At 70.3% G+C, this 14,723-nt stretch carries 15 protein-coding genes; 14 read left to right on the top strand and 1 reads right to left on the bottom strand.

Features of this window, described 5'->3' with window-relative positions; genetic code table 11:
- The first annotated feature begins 33 nt into the window (after positions 1 to 33).
- The 14 genes from ACYQ1L_RS12310 to ACYQ1L_RS12245 all read left to right on the top strand — a co-directional run bounded on the left by ACYQ1L_RS12310 (position 34) and on the right by ACYQ1L_RS12245 (position 14,012).
- Complete coding sequence (locus ACYQ1L_RS12310) at positions 34 to 1,446, top strand: UDP-N-acetylmuramoyl-tripeptide--D-alanyl-D-alanine ligase (RefSeq protein ID WP_460004396.1); 1,413 nt, start codon at positions 34 to 36, stop codon at positions 1,444 to 1,446.
- Entirely contained in the window at positions 1,443 to 2,558 is a 1,116-nt protein-coding gene (gene mraY, locus ACYQ1L_RS12305) for a phospho-N-acetylmuramoyl-pentapeptide-transferase (RefSeq protein ID WP_460004395.1), read from the top strand. Before ACYQ1L_RS12310 ends, mraY begins: the two co-directional genes overlap by 4 nt.
- On the top strand, positions 2,555 to 4,093 hold the full coding sequence (gene murD / locus ACYQ1L_RS12300) for a UDP-N-acetylmuramoyl-L-alanine--D-glutamate ligase (RefSeq protein ID WP_460004394.1): 1,539 nt from the start codon (positions 2,555 to 2,557) through the stop codon (positions 4,091 to 4,093). Before mraY ends, murD begins: the two co-directional genes overlap by 4 nt.
- Complete coding sequence (locus tag ACYQ1L_RS12295; RefSeq protein ID WP_460004393.1) at positions 4,050 to 5,282, top strand: peptidoglycan glycosyltransferase FtsW; 1,233 nt, start codon at positions 4,050 to 4,052, stop codon at positions 5,280 to 5,282. The genes murD and ACYQ1L_RS12295 overlap by 44 nt, the downstream gene beginning before the upstream one ends.
- Position 5,283: 1 nt before the next feature.
- Positions 5,284 to 6,357: a UDP-N-acetylglucosamine--N-acetylmuramyl-(pentapeptide) pyrophosphoryl-undecaprenol N-acetylglucosamine transferase gene (locus tag ACYQ1L_RS12290; protein ID WP_460004392.1), complete on the top strand. Its 1,074-nt coding sequence runs from the start codon at positions 5,284 to 5,286 to the stop codon at positions 6,355 to 6,357.
- Positions 6,358 to 6,458: 101 nt separating this feature from the next.
- Positions 6,459 to 7,859 (top strand): UDP-N-acetylmuramate--L-alanine ligase, encoded by a 1,401-nt coding sequence (gene murC, locus ACYQ1L_RS12285; RefSeq protein ID WP_460004391.1) that lies wholly within the window; start codon positions 6,459 to 6,461, stop codon positions 7,857 to 7,859.
- Positions 7,860 to 8,291: 432 nt separating this feature from the next.
- Entirely contained in the window at positions 8,292 to 8,873 is a 582-nt protein-coding gene (locus ACYQ1L_RS12280) for a cell division protein FtsQ/DivIB (protein WP_460004390.1), read from the top strand.
- A 168-nt stretch (positions 8,874 to 9,041) separates the two neighbouring features.
- Entirely contained in the window at positions 9,042 to 10,202 is a 1,161-nt protein-coding gene (ftsZ, locus tag ACYQ1L_RS12275; protein WP_460004389.1) for a cell division protein FtsZ, read from the top strand.
- 36 nt (positions 10,203 to 10,238) lie between these two features.
- The gene (locus ACYQ1L_RS12270; RefSeq protein WP_460005814.1) at positions 10,239 to 10,931 is read left to right on the top strand and encodes a YggS family pyridoxal phosphate-dependent enzyme; all 693 of its coding nucleotides are present in this window, start codon (positions 10,239 to 10,241) and stop codon (positions 10,929 to 10,931) included.
- A 39-nt stretch (positions 10,932 to 10,970) separates the two neighbouring features.
- Entirely contained in the window at positions 10,971 to 11,459 is a 489-nt protein-coding gene (locus tag ACYQ1L_RS12265) for a cell division protein SepF (RefSeq protein ID WP_159575672.1), read from the top strand.
- Between the two features lie 3 nt (positions 11,460 to 11,462).
- Positions 11,463 to 11,768: a YggT family protein gene (locus ACYQ1L_RS12260; RefSeq protein ID WP_460004388.1), complete on the top strand. Its 306-nt coding sequence runs from the start codon at positions 11,463 to 11,465 to the stop codon at positions 11,766 to 11,768.
- A gap of 139 nt (positions 11,769 to 11,907) precedes the next feature.
- Positions 11,908 to 12,465, top strand: a complete 558-nt coding sequence (locus tag ACYQ1L_RS12255; protein WP_460004387.1) for a DivIVA domain-containing protein — start codon at positions 11,908 to 11,910, stop codon at positions 12,463 to 12,465.
- Positions 12,466 to 12,474: 9 nt separating this feature from the next.
- Positions 12,475 to 13,086 carry a signal peptidase II gene (gene lspA / locus ACYQ1L_RS12250; protein WP_460004386.1) on the top strand — a complete coding sequence of 204 codons (612 nt, stop codon included), beginning with the start codon at positions 12,475 to 12,477 and terminating at the stop codon, positions 13,084 to 13,086.
- 2 nt (positions 13,087 to 13,088) lie between these two features.
- Positions 13,089 to 14,012, top strand: coding sequence for an RluA family pseudouridine synthase (locus ACYQ1L_RS12245; RefSeq protein ID WP_460004385.1), 924 nt, complete (start codon positions 13,089 to 13,091; stop codon positions 14,010 to 14,012).
- Positions 14,013 to 14,052: 40 nt separating this feature from the next.
- On the opposite strand, the gene ACYQ1L_RS12240 is transcribed toward ACYQ1L_RS12245, so the two are convergent.
- Positions 14,053 to 14,652, bottom strand: a complete 600-nt coding sequence (locus ACYQ1L_RS12240; RefSeq protein ID WP_460004384.1) for a TetR/AcrR family transcriptional regulator — start codon at positions 14,650 to 14,652, stop codon at positions 14,053 to 14,055.
- Positions 14,653 to 14,723: the final 71 nt, after the last annotated feature.

Genomic DNA, 14,723 nt, shown 5'->3' with positions numbered 1-14,723 from the left:
ACCGGGCGGCACCGCCTGGGAGGACCCTTCCCCATGATCGCTCTGTCCCTCGCGGAGATCGCCGAGATCGTCGGAGGTGACCTGCGCCTCGCGACAGGTCACGATCCCGCATCGATCGTCTCCGGTGTCGTCGACACCGACTCGCGGCAGATGTCCGCCGGCGGCATCTTCGTCGCCAAGCCCGGAGAGCACACCGACGGGCACCGATTCGTCGGCGCCGCGATGGAGAACGGCGCCGTCCTCGCGATCGTCGAGCACCCCGTCGACGAGGAGATCTCCCAGATCGTCGTCGCCGACGTGATCGACGCGATCGCCGAGCTCGCCCGGGCCGTCGTCGCGCGTGTGCGCGCCGCAGGAGACCTCAGGATCGTCGGCGTGACCGGATCCAACGGCAAGACGACGACGAAGAACTTCCTCGCGCGGATCCTCCAGGACGAGGGCGAGACCATCGCCCCGATCGCGTCCTACAACAACGAGGTGGGCGCGCCGCTCACCATGCTGCGCATCACCGACGGCACGCGCTTCCTGGTGTGCGAGTTCGGCGCGAGCGCCCCGGGCGAGATCGCGCGCCTCGCCGGTCTCGTGCACCCCGATGTCGTGATCGAGCTCATGGTCGGCCTCGCCCACGCCGGCGGATTCGGCGGCATCGAGGAGACGGCCCGGGCCAAGGCGGAGCTCGTCGAGGCCGCGGCCCCCGGCGGCACGGCGGTGCTGAACCTCGACGACGCGCGCGTCGCGGGCATGGCGCCCCTCGCCGAGCAGCGGGGCCTGCGGATCGTCGGGTTCGGGCAGGGACCCGCAGCCGAGGTCCGCGCCGCCGGCATCGACGTCACCGCGTCGGGCACCTCGTGCATCGTGCACGTGGACGGTCAGGCGCTGCCGCTGCGGCTGCAGGTGCTCGGCGCTCACCACGTGAACAACGCCATTGCCGCCATCGCCGCGACGCGCGCCCTGGGCGTCGCGCCGGCCGAGGCGATCGCCCGCCTGGAGACCGTGCAGCTCGCCGAGCGGTGGCGCATGCAGCCCATGGGCGGCGCCGACGTGCGCATCATCAACGACGCGTACAACGCGAGCCCCGACTCGATGGCCGCCGCCCTGCGCACCCTGGCGCAGATCACCGGTCCCGGGGAGCGCACGGTCGCCGTGCTGGGCGCCATGAGCGAGCTCGGCGAGACGGCCGGCGACGAGCACGACCGCATCGGTCTGCTCGCGGTGCGCCTCAACATCCAGCGCATCGTCGTCGTGGGCGCCGAGGCGCGCCGTCTGTACCTCGCCGCCGTGGGTGAGGGCTCCTGGGACGGGGAGGCCGTGCATCTGCCCGACGCCGACGCCGCCTTCGAGTACCTGAAGACGGAGCTGCGTCCCGGCGACCGGGTGCTCGTGAAGTCGTCCAATTCCGCCGGGCTCCGGTTCCTCGGAGATCGTCTGGGAGAATCGTTCTCGTGAGATCTCTGCTGACCGCCGCCGCGATCTCCCTCGCGTTCACTCTCCTGCTCACGCCGGTGTTCCTCCGGCTGTTCCGGAAATGGGGCTGGGGACAGGTCATCCGCACGCCGGAGTCCATCGCCAACCCGAGCCACCAGGCCAAGCGCGGCACCCCCACCATGGGCGGCGTCATCTTCATCCTCGGCACGATCATCGGCTACGGCATCGGCACCTTCACCGGGGGCAGCTACCCGACGGCGTCCGGCCTGCTCGTGATCTGGCTGATGGTCGGCTTCGGCGTCGTCGGGTTCATCGACGACCACATGAAGCTGCGCCAGCAGCAGAGCGCCGGTCTCTCCGGCTGGCGCAAGATCCTCGGACAGGTGCTGGTCATGGTGCCGTTCGGCGTGGTCGCCCTCCTGGTGCGCAGTTCCACGGGCAACACCCCGGCGAGCGGATTCATCTCGCTCTTCCGGGACATCCCGGTGCTTTCCCTGTTCGCGCTCGGCCCGATCGTCGGCTGGCTGCTGTACCTGCTCTGGATCTCGGTGATCGGCATCGCGACGTCGAACAGCGTGAACCTCACCGACGGCCTCGACGGCCTCGCCGCCGGGTGCGCGGTGTTCGTCATCGGCGCGTACAGCCTCATCTCGTTCTGGCAGTTCAAGCAGTCCTGCGCCGCCGAGTCGCTGTCGCCTTCGTCGCTCGCCGGCTGCTACAGCGTGGCGCACCCGTTCGATCTCGCCGTCATCTCGGCGTCGTTCGTGGGAGCGCTCATCGGGTTCCTCTGGTGGAACGCGCCCAAGGCCAAGGTCTTCATGGGCGATGTCGGATCCATGTCGATCGGCGGCGTGATCACGGCGCTCGCGATCCTCACCCGCACCGAGCTGCTGCTGGTGCTGCTCGCGGGCGTGTTCATCATCGCGTCCGGATCCGTGATCGTGCAGCTGACCTACTTCAAGCTCACCCGCGGCAAGCGGCTGTTCCTGCAGAGCCCGTTCCACCACCACCTGGAGATGCGCGGCTGGCCCGAGGCGACGATCGTGGTGCGGATGTGGATCATCGCCGGCCTGCTCTCGGTCTCGGCGTTCGGACTGTTCTACGTCGAGTGGCTGAGGCTGACCAGCTCATGACGCGTGATCTCGATTCCCTGACCAGCTGGCACGCCGACTGGCGGGGCCTGCGGGTCGCTGTGCTCGGACTGTCGGTGACCGGCTTCTCCGTGGCCGACACCCTCGCCGAGCTCGGCGCCGACGTGCTGGTCCTCTCCGAGAGCGCGACCGAGGAGTACGAGCGGCTCGTGCCGCTGATCGGCGCCCAGCTGTGGATCGGGGATCTCGGATCCGTGCCGGCGCGACTGCAGGAGTTCGCGCCCGAGGTGGTCATCGCCTCGCCCGGCTTCTCGCCGGCCCATCCGGTGATCGCATGGACCCGGGCGCAGTCTATCCCGCTCTGGGGCGACGTGGAGCTCGCCTGGCGCGTGCGCGACAAGGTGCTCCGCGCCGACGGCACCGCCGCGGAATGGGTGTTCATCACCGGCACCAACGGCAAGACCACCACCACGCAGCTGACCGCCACCATGCTCGTCGCCGGAGGGCTGCGGGCCGCGCCGTGCGGCAACATCGGCGTGCCGGTGCTCGATGCGGTGCGCGACCAGGGCGGCTTCGACGTGCTCGTGGTCGAGCTCTCCAGCCATCAGCTCTGGTACCTGGGGCTCACCGACCCCGCGGCGCAGCCGGTGCCGTGGGCCGCGACCTGCCTCAACCTCGCCGACGACCACCTCGTCTGGCACGGCAGCGCAGAGGCGTACCGCCAGGCGAAGGCCCTGGTGTACCGCAACACCCGCGTCGCCTGCGTCTACAACAAGGCCGATGCTGCGACCCAGCGCATGGTCGAGGATGCCGACGTGATCGAGGGCGCCCGGGCGATCGGTTTCGGACTCGGCGTCCCCGGTCCGAGCGATCTCGGGATCGTCGAGGGGATCCTCGCCGACCGCGCCTTCCTCGACGACCGTCGCCACAGCGCGCTCGAGCTCACGACCGTGGCCGACCTCGCCGCGCACGGCCTGGACGCGCCGCACATCGTGCAGAACATCCTCGCCGCGGCGGCGCTGTCGCGATCGCTCGGCGTCGAGCCCGCGTCCATCGCCCGCGCGCTCGACGGCTTCCGGCTGGACGCGCACCGCATCCAGGTCGTCGCCCGTGCTGACGGCATCACCTGGGTCGACGACTCGAAGGCCACCAACCCGCACGCGGCGCAGTCGTCCCTGCGGGCGTTCCCCGGCGCGATCTGGATCGTCGGCGGGGACCTGAAGGGCGTGGACCTGTCCGAGCTCGTGGCGGGCGCCGGCGCGACGGCCCGTGCGGCGCTCGTGATCGGCGCCGACCGGAGCCACCTGCTCGAGGCGTTCGCACGACACGCGCCCGCGGTGCAGGTGGTGGAGGTCGTCCCCGGCGACACTGAAGAGGTCATGACCCGCGTGGTCGAACTGGCGGCAGGCATCGCGCAGGACGGGGACACCGTGCTCCTCGCTCCCGCGGCGGCGTCCTTCGATCAGTTCGCCAGCTACGCGGATCGCGGTCACCGCTTCGCCGAGGCGGTGCGGCAGTGGATCGAACAGGGGAATGCCGGTGACACAGGTGGGAGCACGCCCGACGCCGGCGCCTGAGCCGCGCGTCGACGGGCTCGCCGCCCGGGTGAGGCTCGGCCGGGTCTTCCGGCCCGTGTCCACCGAGTTCGCCCTGATCGCGTCGACGTCGCTGCTGCTGACGGTGTTCGGACTCGTGATGATCCTGTCGGCGTCCAGCGCGAACGCGGTGGAGGGCGGGCAGGACCCCTTCGCGATCGTGATGACCCAGGCTCTCGTCGCGGCGATCGGGATCCCCCTCATGTTCCTGATGAGCCGTTTCCCCGTCATGTTCTGGAAGCGCACCGCGTGGCTCGTCCTCATAGGCGCCGTGGGCCTGCAGATGCTCGTCTACACGCCCCTCGGGTATGAGAACGACGGCAACACGAACTGGCTGCGGATCGCGGGACAGGTCGTCCAGCCCTCCGAGTTCATCAAGCTCGCCCTCGCGGTGTGGGCCGGGTTCATCCTGTGGCGCAAGCAGGAGCTGCTGGGGCGATGGAAGCACGTGTTCATCCCCCTTATCCCGGTCGGCTTCCTCGCCATCGCCGCGGTGCTCGGCGGCAAGGACCTGGGCACGTCGATGATCCTGTTCCTCGTCATCCTCGGCGCGCTGTTCTTCTCCGGGGTGCGGCTGCGGATCTTCATCCTCCCGCTGCTGATCTCGCTGGTCGCGGTGCTCGGGTTCGCTTTCGCCGACGAGCGGCGGCGCGCCCTGATCCTCGGAGTGTTCGACGATTCCAACGACACCAGCTGCTACCTCACCACGTGCTACCAGCAGGTGCATGCGATCTGGGGCATGGCCAACGGCGGCATCTTCGGTCTCGGCCTCGGCAACTCGCGGGAGAAGTACGGCTGGCTGCCGGCCGCATCCAACGACTACATCTTCGCGATCGTGGGGGAGGAGCTGGGGCTGATCGGCTGCGCGCTCGTGCTCGCCCTGTTCGTGCTGTTCGCCGTGGCGGTGTTCCGCATGATCCGCAGGACCGACGACCTCTTCGTGCGGGTCACCTCCGGCGGCATCGTGGTGTGGATCCTCTCCCAGGCGCTCATCAACATCGGCGTCGTCCTCCGCGTCTTCCCGGTTCTGGGCGTGCCGCTGCCATTCATGTCCCAGGGCGGCACCTCGCTGCTGTCGGTGCTGCTGGCCTGCGGTGTGCTGCTGTCGTTCGCGCGCACGCTGCCGGCGCCCGCGCCGAGCTCCGTCCAGGCCGGTCCGGTACGCTCCTGAAGTGACCACGTACCTTCTGGCCGGCGGCGGGACCGCCGGTCACGTCAATCCGCTGCTCGCCGTCGCCGACGGCCTGCGCGCCCGCGATCCCGAGACCGGCGTGCTGGTGCTCGGCACCCGGGAGGGCCTGGAGTCGCGGCTCGTCCCGCAGCGCGGCTATGAGCTGCTCATCGTCGACAAGGTGCCGTTCCCTCGACGCCCGAACGGCGCCGCCCTCGCGTTCCCCGTGCGCTTCGCCCGCGCCGTGAAGCGGGTGCGCGCCTACATCCGCGAGCACGGCGTCGACGAGGTCATCGGCTTCGGCGGGTACGCCTCGGCCCCCGCGTACGTCGCTGCACGCCGGGAGGGCGTGCCGTTCGTCGTGCACGAGGCCAACGCCCGCCCGGGCATGGCCAACGTGCTGGGCGCCCGCTCTGCGGCCGGGGTGGGCGTCGCCTTCCCGGGCACGCCGCTGCGTGGTGCGGAGGTCGTCGGGATGCCGCTGCGCCGCGAGATCGTCGACCTGGACCGGGCGCGGATGCGCGCGGAGGCGGCCGCGGAGTTCGGGCTGGACCCGTCGCGTCCCGTGCTGCTCGTGTTCGGCGGCTCCCTGGGCGCGCAGCGGCTGAACGAGGCGATCGCCGGATCCTGGCAGGACATCCTCGATGCGGGGTGGCAGCTCCTGCATGCGACCGGCGATCGCTCGGACATGTCCGATCCCGGCGTCCCGGGGTATGCGCTGCGCCGCTACCTGGACCGCATGGACATGGCGTTCGCCCTGGCGGATCTCGTGCTGTGCCGCTCCGGCTCGGCCACCGTCAGCGAGATCAGCGCCCTCGGCATCCCGGCGGTCTACGTGCCCTACGCGGTCGGCAACGGCGAGCAGCGCCTCAACGCCGCAGCGGCCGTCGACGCCGGCGCGGCGCTCCTCATCGACGACGCCCGGCTCACCCCGGACAGCGTCCGCAGCGAGATCGTGCCGCTGCTGCAGGACGCCCCGCGACGCGCCGCCATGCGCGAGGCTGCGGAGCACGTCGGCTCCCGCACCGGGACCGAGGATCTCATCGCCCTCGCCGACCGCGCACTGTCGCGCTGAGCGCCGCTCCGCCGGCCGCGGAGGCCGCCGAGGCGGCGAGCCAGGGCCGTGTCCGGCCCTCCCCGACTTAGGATGATTCAGCCCGTAAGGACGAAAGAGCCATGATCAGACCCGACCTCTCCCTGCCGATCCCCGAAGACATCACCGCCGCGCATTTCATCGGCATCGGCGGCTCCGGCATGTCGGGTCTCGCCCGCATGTTCCTCGACCGGGGCATCCGCGTCTCCGGCAGCGACCGCGCCGACAGCGCGAACCTGCGGGCCCTCGCCGCCCTCGGCGCCGACGTCCATGTCGGACACGACGCGGCGCACCTGGGCGATGCCGACACCGTCGTGCACACGGGCGCCATCTGGCCCGAGAATCCGGAGTTCGTGCTCGCGAAGGAGCGCGGCCTGCACGTGATCCACCGCTCCCAGGCGCTGCACTGGCTGATCGGCGGACGTCGCCTCGTCTCCGTCGCGGGGGCGCATGGCAAGACCAGCTCGACCGGCATGATCGTCATCGCGCTGCGCGAGCTCGGGGCCGATCCCAACTTCGTCAACGGCGGCGTGATCGAGCAGCTCGGCACCTCCAGCTCCTCCGGCGCCGACGACCTGTTCGTCATCGAGGCCGACGAGTCCGACGGCACGTTCCTGCTGTACGACACCTCGGTCGCGCTGATCACGAACGTGGACCCCGATCATCTGGACCACTACGGATCCGACGAGGCCTTCCACGACGCGTTCGTCACCTTCGCGAACGGTGCCCGCGACGCCGTCGTCATCTCCAGCGACGACCCCGGCGCCCTGCGCGTCCGGGCCGGGATCACCCACCCGAACGTGATCTCCTTCGGGTTCGCGGAGGACGCCGATCTGCGGATCACCGACGTGGCGACGGACGGACCCGTCGCCGCGACCCTGACCATGCGCGGCGAGTCCGCGCGCATGCAGCTGAGGGTGCCCGGCGTGCACAACGCGATCAACGCCGCGGGCGCCGTCGCCGTGCTCACCACGCTCGGCTACCCGCTGGCCGACGCCGCTCATGCGGTGCAGGGCTTCGCGGGCACGGTGCGCCGCCTCGAGCTGCACGGGGTGGAGCGCGGCGTGAGCGTCTACGACGACTACTCGCACCATCCGACCGAGGTGCGCGCCGCGCTCGAGGCCATGCGCACGATCGTCGGCGACGGACGCATCATCGCGATCCAGCAGCCGCACACCTACTCGCGCACCCAGCACATGTACCGCGAGTTCGCCGAGGTGCTGGAGACCTACGCCGACCACACCGTGATGCTCGACGTCTACGGCGCCCGCGAGGATCCCGTGCCCGGGGTCACCGGCGAGCTGGTCAGCGGCGCATTCGCCGACCCGCGCAACGTGCACTACGTCGCGGACTGGCAGCAGGCCGCCGACTACACGGCGACGGTGGCGCGCGACGGCGACTACGTGATCACGCTCGGCTGCGGCAACGTCTACCAGATCATCCCGCAGGTGCTGGACGCGCTGCGCGCCACCGCCGAGGGCTGATCGTGCGCCGGCCGTCCGCGATCCCCGTCTCCGCGCCGCCTCCCGCGCGCGACGACCTCCGCGTCACCGAGCCGGAGCGCTCCGGCCGCGGAGCGATGCCGGCGGTCGACGGGCAGGGCGCTGCGGGGACGGCCGAGGAGGCCAGCCGGCACGAGGGCGCAGGACCGGTCCCGCTCGGCCGCGATACGGGGCCGAGCGCGACGCGCGTGGCGTCGGCCGAGGACGACGAAGGCGCCGGAGCGCCGGCCGAAGGGTCGCTGACCGCTCTGGACCTGTGGCGGGCCACGCGCGCGCCGCCGGGCCCTGCGCAGCGAGATCCGGCGCTTCACGCAGCGGTCCCGCCGCCGTCGGATCGGCTGGATCGTCGGTGCCGCGGTCGCGCTGCTCGTCGTCGGCGGCAGTGTCGGCGCCGCTTACAGCCCGCTGTTCGCCGTGCAGACGATCACCGTCGAGGGCGCCACGGGCGCGCTCAAGCCGGCGGAGGTCCAGAAGGCTCTGGCCGGGCAGCTCGGCCGTCCGCTCGCGCTGGTCGACTCGAGCGCGGTCAAGGCGGCGCTCGTGCGGTTCCCGCTCATCGAGACCTACCGGCTCGAGGCGCATCCGCCGCACGACCTGGTGGTGCGGATCGTGGAGCGCACGCCGGTCGGGGTCCTGCAGCAGAGCGACGGGCGCTTCACCGTCGTCGACGCGGCGGGCGTCGTGCTGTCCACTTCGGAGGACCGACCGGCGGGCTACGCCCTGATCGAGACCGGCGGCGGCACCGGCACGGCCGCGTTCTCCGCCGTCGGCACCGCGCTGCGCACGCTCCCGGCGGAGCTCAGGGCGCAGGTCGACAGCGCGGCTGCATCCACCCCGGACGACATCGTGCTGCAGCTGACCGGCGGCGCGAAGATCGTCTGGGGGAGCGCTGACCAGTCGGCCGAGAAGACCCTGGCGCTGCAGGCCCTGATGAAGGCGAAGCCCGGGGCGTCGAGCTACGACGTCTCCTCTCCGGGCGTCGGCGTCGTCGGCTGAGCACGAATATCCGAAACGATCGCGCGGAGTCGCGTGTCGCTTGGTGTCTGCGCGCCCTGCGCCGCTTACCTTCGATCCAGAGAAAGCAATACCGGGAAATACTTTAACCTTCTGCTTGAGGTTTAAGGTTGCCCTCGGCTCGAGGCTCGAAATACATCGGAGGACGGGATGAGCCAGAACCAGAACTACCTCGCCGTGATCAAGGTCGTCGGTGTCGGCGGTGGTGGCGTCAACGCTGTCAACCGCATGATCGAGCTCGGCCTGCGAGGCGTCGAGTTCATCGCCATCAACACCGATGCGCAGGCGCTGCTCATGAGCGACGCCGACGTCAAGCTCGACGTCGGCCGCGACCTGACCCGCGGCCTCGGTGCCGGAGCGGATCCCGAGGTCGGCCGTCGTGCCGCCGAGGACCACGCGGAGGAGATCGAGCAGGCGCTGACCGGCGCGGACATGGTGTTCGTGACCGCGGGCGAGGGCGGTGGCACCGGAACGGGCGGCGCCCCCATCGTGGCGCGGATCGCCAAGTCGATCGGAGCGCTGACCATCGGCGTCGTGACCAAGCCGTTCTCCTTCGAGGGGCGCCGCCGTCAGAGCCAGGCGGACGCCGGTGTGGCGAAGCTGAAGGAAGAGGTCGACACCCTCATCGTGGTGCCCAATGACCGCCTCCTCGAGATCAGCGACCGCGGCATCTCCATGATCGAGGCGTTCGCGACCGCCGACCAGGTCCTCCTCGCCGGTGTGCAGGGCATCACCGACCTGATCACCACTCCCGGTCTCATCAACCTCGACTTCAACGACGTCAAGTCGGTCATGCAGGGCGCGGGATCCGCGCTCATGGGCATCGGATCCGCACGCGGTGCGGATCGTGCGATCAAGGCTGCGGAGCTGGCCGTCGAATCGCCCCTCCTTGAGGCGTCGATCGAGGGCGCGCACGGCGTGCTGCTGTCGATCCAGGGCGGATCGAACCTCGGCATCTTCGAGATCCACGACGCGGCCGACCTCGTGAAGGAGGCCGCGCACCCCGAGGCGAACATCATCTTCGGAACGGTCATCGACGACACGCTCGGCGACGAGGTCCGCGTGACCGTGATCGCGGCGGGCTTCGACAGCGGTGAGCCGACGCTGCGCCTGGACCCGCAGATCTTCTCGCGCACCTCCGCTCCGGCGGCTGCGGAGAAGACCGCGACCGAGGAGGCCGAGGAGACGGCCGCCGATGAGGCGCCGCGCGAGACCGCCCCGGTGACCGTGCCGTCGATCCCTCCGGTGCACACGAGCATCGAGCCTGCCTTCGACGAGAGCGACCTCGACATCCCCGAGTTCCTCAAGTGACCCTTCGACGGGCTCAGAGTGAACGCTCAGCGTGAGCTGAGCGTCGCCGAGCGGCTGTCCGCGATCGATGCAGCGATCGCGGACGCCGCGCGGCGCGCCGGACGCGACCCGGGCGACATCACCCGCATCGTCGTGACCAAGTTCCATCCCGCGTCGCTGGTCCAGGAGCTGTACGATCTCGGCGTCCGGGACGTCGGCGAGAACCGCCAGCAGGAGCTCTCGGCCAAGTCGAGTCTCCTTCGAGAGGCTCAGGTGCCGGGATCCGAGGAACTGCGCTGGCACTTCATCGGGCAGGCGCAGACGAACAAAGCCGCGCAGATCCGCCGGGCGGCGCAGGTCGTGCATTCGGTCGACCGTGCCCGCATCGCCGATGCGTTCGACCGCGCCGCCGGCGACGGCCCCCTCGACGTGCTGCTGCAGGTCAACCTCACCGACGACCCCGGCCGGGGCGGCGTGGCTCCGGGTGAGCTCGAGCGTCTCGCCGAGCACGTTCTGGCACTGCCCACGCTGCGCCTGCGCGGAGTGATGGCGGTCGCGCCGTTGGGCGAGGAGCCGGCTGCGGCCTTCGCGCGCGTGCATGACTACGCCTCCCGGCTGCGGGCGATCGCCCCCGATGCCGACTGGATCTCCGCCGGGATGACCGGGGATTTCGTGGAGGCCATCGCTGCCGGCGCGACACACCTTCGCATCGGCACTGCAATCACAGGGCCGCGACCCGCCGAGGGTTAGCCTCGAATCAGAACCACCCCTACACGTTCGGAGGACACGATGGGGAACCCGCTGAAGAAGACCATGGTGTACCTCGGCCTCGCCGATGAGGAAGAGGTCTACGAGGACGTTCCCGCCTCGCACGGCGCGCGCCAGGAGCACGAGCCCGCCCGTCGCGAGGAGGTCCGTCGCGAGCGCGAGGAGGTCAAGGCCGCGCCGGTGACGCCGCTCCGTCGCCCCACCGCGGTGCGCCAGCCCTCCGCGGGTGCGGTGAACGAGATCCTCACGGTGCACCCGAAGCAGTACCGTGACGCGCAGGTCATCGCAGAGAGCTTCCGCGACGGCATCCCCGTGATCATCAACCTCTCGCAGATGAGCGACGCCGACGCCCGTCGTCTGATCGACTTCGCGAGCGGGCTCTCCCTCGGCCTCTACGGCCGGATCGAGCGCGTGACCAGCAAGGTCTTCCTGCTGTCGCCGGAGAGCATCGCGGTCTCGGGCCAGGGTGGTATCGCCGGGGGCGACGAGCCCGCGCTCGCGCACTCCTGACACGTGGTGGTGGCGCCCGCGATCTCCGTGATCGCAGCGATCCTCAACATCCTGCTGCTGCTGTACCTGCTCACGCTGTTCGTGCGCGTGATCCTGGAATGGATCCCGGTCTTCAACCGATCCTGGCGCCCGCGCGGCGCCGGCCTGATCGCGGCCGAGATCGTCTACACCATCACGGATCCACCGGTCAGGATGTTCCGACGCCTCATTCCTCCGCTGAGGATCGGACCCGTCGCGTTCGACATGGGTCTCACGCTCACGATGATCGTGGTGCTGATCCTGCTGTCGATCACGCGATCCTTCCTCTGACCCTCCACCGCATGCGCCTGAGCCGGTCCGCCTTCGCGGCGCAGGTTTCAGACGGCTATGCTTTTCAGAAGGTGCCGGCTGCGAGGCGGGCGCCTCGTGTCCACCGGCCACCGAGAACTCATCGAAAGAGGAGCCACCAATGGCACTGACCCCGGATGACGTCGTCACCAAGCAGTTCCAGCACGTCCGATTCAAGGACGGCTTCGACCCGGACGAGGTCGACGACTTCCTCGACGAGGTCGTGCTCGAGTGGCGCAAGGCGCTCGACGAGAACGCCGAGCTGAAGGCCAAGCTGGCCGCCTACGAGTCGGGGGAGAAGGCGGCGGCTCCGGTCGCCGAGGCTCCCGCAGCTGCTGCGCCGGCAGCAGAGGGCGGGGCTCCCGCTGCCGCGACCGCAGGCATCATCAAGCTCGCGCAGCGCCTTCACGACGAGCACGTCGCCGAGGGCAAGTCGCAGCGCGACCAGCTCATCGCCGATGCCAAGGCTCAGGCTTCGAAGATCGTCGCCGAGGCCGAGCAGAAGTCGCGCGAGGAGACCGCGCGCCTTGAGCGCGAGCGCAACGTGCTCGAGAGCAAGATCGCCGAGCTCCACGACTTCGAGCGCTCCTACCGCACCCAGCTGCGCAGCTACATCGAGGGTCAGCTCCGCGACCTCGACGAGAAGGGCGGCCCCGCCGGGGACGCCTCCGCGCAGTAAGGAGCCCCGTTGGCCCGGCGTCAACCGCTTCCTGGTTCGGCGGCCGGCGCGATCATTGCGATCCTCGCAGTGCTCGTGCTGGCCGCCGACCAGTTTGTGAAGTACCTCACCATCACGCGCCTTCCGGAGCAGAAGGTGGTCCCCGTCCTCGGGGACTTCCTGCAGCTGTTCTCCATCCGCAATTCCGGAGCGGCGTTCTCGATCGGCGCGGGCTACACCTGGATCTTCACGATCGCGCTGGCCGTCGTCGCCTGCGTGATCGTCTGGAAGTCGTTCTCCGTCCGTTCCCGCCTGTGGGCGGTCGTGCTCGGTGCGCTCCTGGGCGGGGTGCTCGGGAACCTCTCGGATCGCGTCTTCCGCGAGCCCGGCTTCCCCGTCGGACACGTCGTCGACATGATCTCCATGCCGTGGATGCTGCCGGCCATCTTCAACGTTGCGGACATCTTCATCGTCACGGGGATGATCTCCATCGCGCTGCTGATCATCTCGGGGCTCCGCCTCGACGGATCCCGTGAGCGCGACCACGCCAAGCCGGACGGGGAGCACGAGCCGACCGAAGGGACGGACGCCTCCGACGCCCCGGAGTCCGCCCAGCCGCACCCCACCGAGACGGGGAACTGACAGTGGAGTCCCGGGCTCTTCCGGTCCCGGACGGACTGGACGGCGTCCGTGTCGACGCGGCCCTGGCCAAGATGCTGGGCTTCTCGCGGACGTTCGCAGCCGAGGTCGCCGAGGCCGGGGGAGTGACGCTCGACGGCGTCACTCTCGGCAAATCCGACCGGCTGCGCGCCGGTGGCTGGCTCGACGTCGAGTGGACGCCCAAGCAGGAGCCGCGCATCGAGCCGATCGCGGTCCCCGAGCTCGGCATCGTGTACGACGACGACGACATCGTCGTCGTCGACAAGCCCACGGGCGTCGCCGCGCACCCGTCGCTCGGATGGGAGGGACCCACGGTCGTCGGCGCTCTCGCCGCAGCGGGTTTCCGCATCGCGACGAGCGGCGCTCCCGAGCGTCAGGGCGTCGTGCACCGGCTCGACGTCGGGACGAGCGGGCTGATGGTGGTCGCCAAGACCGAGGCCGCGTACTCCGCGCTCAAGCGCGCCTTCAAGGAGCGCACCGTCGACAAGGTGTACCACGCCGTCGTGCAAGGTCATCCGGATCCGCTCGCCGGAACGATCGACGCGCCGATCGGGCGCCACCCGAACCATCCCTGGAAGTTCGCGGTGATCCCTGACGGCAAGCCGTCGGTCACCCACTACGAGACTCTCGAGGCGTTCCCCGGCGCTTCGCTGCTGGAGATCCATCTGGAGACGGGACGCACGCACCAGATCCGCGTGCACATGGCCGCTCATCGTCACCCCTGCGTCGGGGACCCGCTCTACGGCGCCGACCCGACGCTCTCCGCACGGCTCGGTCTCACGCGGCAGTGGCTGCACGCGCACCGGCTGGGATTCGCGCACCCCATCACGGGCGAGTGGGTCCAGACCGAGTCGCCGTACCCGGCCGACTTCCAGCACGCGCTCGACGTTCTGCGCGGGGAGGCCTGACCGGAGCCTCCGGACGGGACGGTCAGGAGCGGCGTGTCGCTCAGAGAGGCAGTTCGGCGGTTGCGGCGACCACGCCGTCCAGAGTCGCCTCGAGGAATCGCACGACGCGCTCCGGATCCTCGTCCCGGTCGATGACGAGGCTGATCAGGGTCTCCTCGGTGAACGAGACCCACGCCCGCATCGCGACCCGCAGCGCCGGCGTGTCGGGGGTGCCGAGCTCGGTGAACGCGTCGATCAGCCGCTGGGCGTTCAAGTCTCGCGATTCGTCGACGACGCGGCGCGCCGCGGGGTCGCCGCTCGCGACGCCGCGGACGAGGGAGTGGAAGGTCCCCTGGTGCTGGCTCACGAACTCCGTGATGCGCAGCAGCGTGTCGCGGATCCGCTCCCGGGGCTCGAGATCCTCGCGCGGCTCGGAGGCGCGCAGCAGACTGTCCCGCGCCATGGTGACGACGGCGAGCTGCATCCCCCGGCGCGTGTCGAAGTAGTGGAACAGCAGCGGGCGGGAGACGCCGGCGCGCTGCGCCAGCACGTCCATCGTCAGCTCGTCGAGCGAATGGTCCGCGAGGAAGTTGACGCCGGTCGCGATCAGCTGCGCGCGGCGCTCATCAGGTGTCAGGCGGGCACGTCGCTCCTCGGGCATGCCTCCGAGCCTAGCGGCGCGGCGCAGGCGGGCGTGCCGTGTTGACTCGGAGTCAATGAGCAATATACTCG

The sequence above is a fragment of the Microbacterium xylanilyticum genome (assembly GCF_054654695.1).
The sequence above is the reverse complement of the archived record's forward strand: the minus strand, read 5'-3'. Positions and strand labels throughout refer to the sequence as shown.

What these genes read in the sequence shown, in the direction of transcription:
- ACYQ1L_RS12310 (WP_460004396.1), top strand. Translation starts at nt 34, where the DNA reads ATGATCGCTCTGTCCCTCGCGGAGATCGCCGAGATCGTCGGAGGTGAC.
- murD (WP_460004394.1), top strand. Translation starts at nt 2,555, where the DNA reads ATGACGCGTGATCTCGATTCCCTGACCAGCTGGCACGCCGACTGGCGG.
- ACYQ1L_RS12295 (WP_460004393.1), top strand. Translation starts at nt 4,050, where the DNA reads ATGCCGGTGACACAGGTGGGAGCACGCCCGACGCCGGCGCCTGAGCCG.
- murC (WP_460004391.1), top strand. Translation starts at nt 6,459, where the DNA reads ATGATCAGACCCGACCTCTCCCTGCCGATCCCCGAAGACATCACCGCC.
- ftsZ (WP_460004389.1), top strand. Translation starts at nt 9,042, where the DNA reads ATGAGCCAGAACCAGAACTACCTCGCCGTGATCAAGGTCGTCGGTGTC.
- ACYQ1L_RS12265 (WP_159575672.1), top strand. Translation starts at nt 10,971, where the DNA reads ATGGGGAACCCGCTGAAGAAGACCATGGTGTACCTCGGCCTCGCCGAT.
- ACYQ1L_RS12255 (WP_460004387.1), top strand. Translation starts at nt 11,908, where the DNA reads ATGGCACTGACCCCGGATGACGTCGTCACCAAGCAGTTCCAGCACGTC.
- ACYQ1L_RS12240 (WP_460004384.1), bottom strand. Translation starts at nt 14,652, where the DNA reads ATGCCCGAGGAGCGACGTGCCCGCCTGACACCTGATGAGCGCCGCGCG.